Raw genomic sequence first — 380 nt, 5'->3', positions numbered from 1 at the left:
GGCCGATTGACGATTGATGCGGATGAGCCGTTCGCGATCGAGAGCCCAAAATTGCATTTCCCCGGGTGTAGTTGGAGCGGATCGAGGGCGGCGGACTTGGAGCGGCGAGGGGGGTTGCCTACATCGCACATGTCGTCGATATGGAGGTCGACGAGTTCGCCGAAAGTTTTAAGGCGCTCTACACGGGACTTGGTCGGCGTCTCGCCGCGGTCGACTTCGCGTTCGGTTTGGGTCGCCCTTTGGCAGGTTTCCAAGATTTGATGTTAAAGAAAAAATGGCGAAAAATCAATATAATAGAGTGGCCGTAGCACCAATGATGGATTGGACGGACCGACATTGCCGGTTCTTCCACCGCCAGTTGACGCGCCGCGCGTTGCTCT

2 pseudogenes are annotated in these 380 nt (G+C 56.3%); one reads left to right on the top strand and one right to left on the bottom strand.

Going from position 1 to position 380, the window contains the following annotated elements:
• Positions 1 to 254 (bottom strand): annotated as a pseudogene (locus EN786_RS38400) (hypothetical protein); the annotation flags it as partial.
• 20 nt (positions 255 to 274) lie between these two features.
• On the opposite strand from EN786_RS38400, the pseudogene EN786_RS39195 reads away from it, so the two are divergent.
• Positions 275 to 380: pseudogene (locus EN786_RS39195) on the top strand (tRNA dihydrouridine(20/20a) synthase DusA); the annotation flags it as partial.

Origin of the sequence: Mesorhizobium sp. M4B.F.Ca.ET.143.01.1.1 (assembly GCF_004792275.1) — a bacterium.
In the GTDB taxonomy this organism is placed as follows: Bacteria; Pseudomonadota; Alphaproteobacteria; order Rhizobiales; family Rhizobiaceae; genus Mesorhizobium; species Mesorhizobium abyssinicae.
This window is presented reverse-complemented; position numbering and strand designations above follow the sequence as displayed.